This window comes from uncultured Paraglaciecola sp., from assembly GCF_937123705.1.
Taxonomy (GTDB): domain Bacteria; phylum Pseudomonadota; class Gammaproteobacteria; order Enterobacterales; family Alteromonadaceae; genus Paraglaciecola.
In genome coordinates this window covers 1-2,093 of the sequence record NZ_CAKZKO010000085.1, presented here as the reverse complement: position 1 = coordinate 2,093, position 2,093 = coordinate 1, and the positions used below count along the sequence as shown (strand labels likewise).

2 protein-coding genes are annotated in these 2,093 nt (G+C 45.3%); one reads left to right on the top strand and one right to left on the bottom strand.

Features of this window, described 5'->3' with window-relative positions:
* Positions 1-121: 121 nt before the first annotated feature.
* Complete coding sequence (locus Q0688_RS11885) at positions 122-1,474, bottom strand: IS110 family transposase (protein ID WP_299076601.1); 1,353 nt, start codon at positions 1,472-1,474, stop codon at positions 122-124.
* A gap of 412 nt (positions 1,475-1,886) precedes the next feature.
* On the opposite strand from Q0688_RS11885, the gene Q0688_RS11880 reads away from it, so the two are divergent.
* On the top strand, positions 1,887-2,093 hold a 207-nt coding region (locus Q0688_RS11880; RefSeq protein ID WP_299076598.1), incomplete at its 3' end, for a hypothetical protein.

Genomic DNA, 2,093 nt, shown 5'->3' with positions numbered 1-2,093 from the left:
GGCTAGTGATTCCCTAGGGGATATTAAAAATCCAATAGCCGTCATGTTGATAGACTAGCTGCATGATTTTTAGTTCTTCCAAGTAACTTGAATATAACCCTTTGAGTTTTATGATATCACCTCATGAAGCAGGCACGAGTGTTAGCCCCATTTTTTTTGCCGTCCTTTTTAGGTTTTTCAAAACGCGATCCTGGTATTGCCGTTCATAGTAATCTTGCCCCTGGTCCACGTATTCGGTTCCATTGGTGAGCATACTATAGATCAAACGAGCCAGTTTGTGGGCTGTAGCCGTTATAGCCTTTGGTGAACCATGTCTAGATCTCATTCTGCGGTAGTAGGCTCCAAGTGCACTTTTAGAATTAGATAAGGTGAATGCAGCCATTCGTAACGCGGCTGCGGCTCGATTGGTGGTCCGTTTGGTTTTGCTGTTAAGGATTTTTCCTCCAGACACCTTATTTCCAGGACTGAGTCCCAGCCAGGAAGCAAAGTGTTTCTGACTCTTCCATCGCATCATGTCGACGCCGGTTTCTGAGAGTACCTTGAGTGCAGTGATTTCACTGATTCCATCAATGCGGGTAATATCCACCCCACTCATCCGATAGAGTTCATTGCGCACATTAAAGGCGGGAGTATTGGCGGGTTTTGACCCTTTTCCTTTAGTCAGTTGCGTGGAATATCTTCGCCCTTCAAGTCGTTTAAGCTGCTGCTCAATAGCCTCATCACAAGCCTGTATTTTCATTATATAAATGTCATAAAGCTCGACCGATTGGCGCAAGGCAAACAAGTGTTCGTCTCGATAGTGTCCATGCAGGGATCTGGCGATTTCTTGCACGCTCTTTTTGCAGCGGCGGTCTCGATAATCCGAGAGTTGCTCAGGATTACGCTGACCGTTCAGGATGGCTCGAATGATCGCCATTCCGGTTTTTTCTGTAATGTCCGTTACAACATTATCTAACAACAGGTTCATTTGTCGCATGGCTTTTTGCATGTGTTGAATATGTGAGCTAGCATAGCGCACCAGCGTTCCTCGTTGTCGCACATAGGCCCGAAATCCAACAATATCGTCTTCGGGACGAAATGCACCTTCGAGAAGGCCGTAGGTATGGAGTTGTTGTAACCACTGACAATCCAGTACGTCGGTTTTGCGCCCAGAAACATTCTTTACGTGTCGCGCATTGACCAATAGAACCTTCAGTCCTCGTTCTTCGAGAATCTCGAATGCGGGTATCCAGTAGATGCCTGTCGACTCCATGGCAACCGTTTGAATGCCGATTCGAACTATCCAGTCAGCCATTTTTTCAAGGTCTCCCGTAAAACAGGAAAAATTACGTACAGGTTCGTCATCTAGTCCTTCAGAAACCGCAACATAGTGGTGTTCTGATCCAATATCGATACCCGCTGCATACAGATTGATCTGTTCAAGATGCTGTGTCAGGCGCTTGCACGCACGCTCTGGTGTTGGCTTGTTTTCCATAACGAAATCCTCCACAATTAGCTAAGGTGTGTGAGGACGCGGAGTTGTCGAAAATATGCAGTCTTCCAAAGCGGGATCGCTACGCGTCACCAATGATGTGATCGCCAACTCCAGACCACGCTAACGTTCGGGCATGTCGCACCAATGATTTATCGGTCTTTGTATCCTCACGCACCTATTAGAACATATCCTCTAAGCTCGGTATCTCACCTGTTACTTATAGGTGTGGGCGCGTGGACGGGCTGATTCGCTAATAACTCAAATCCATTGAGCGACATTTTGTCACATTGTCAAATTAACTTATTGTTTCTATAATAAACCTGCTTCATAGATTTGGTGATTTTTCTCACACTTCTAATATTACCCCTACATCCTTTTTATAGGATGATTCTATTAAATGAAGGGATATACCATGAAAAAATCAATTGCTAAACACGCAGAAACTGTAGAAGATAATGAGACCATCAACACAAACTGGACTGACACCTCACCTAGCCAAAACGACGTTTTTCTGTTTTGGCAAAACACACTTGACTTAGCCGCTGAAAGAGTGGCGGATATTGAAGAGATGTACCCTGATACCCCTTGGTATGAGGCGGGAGAGGAAGCAGTTGTGAGC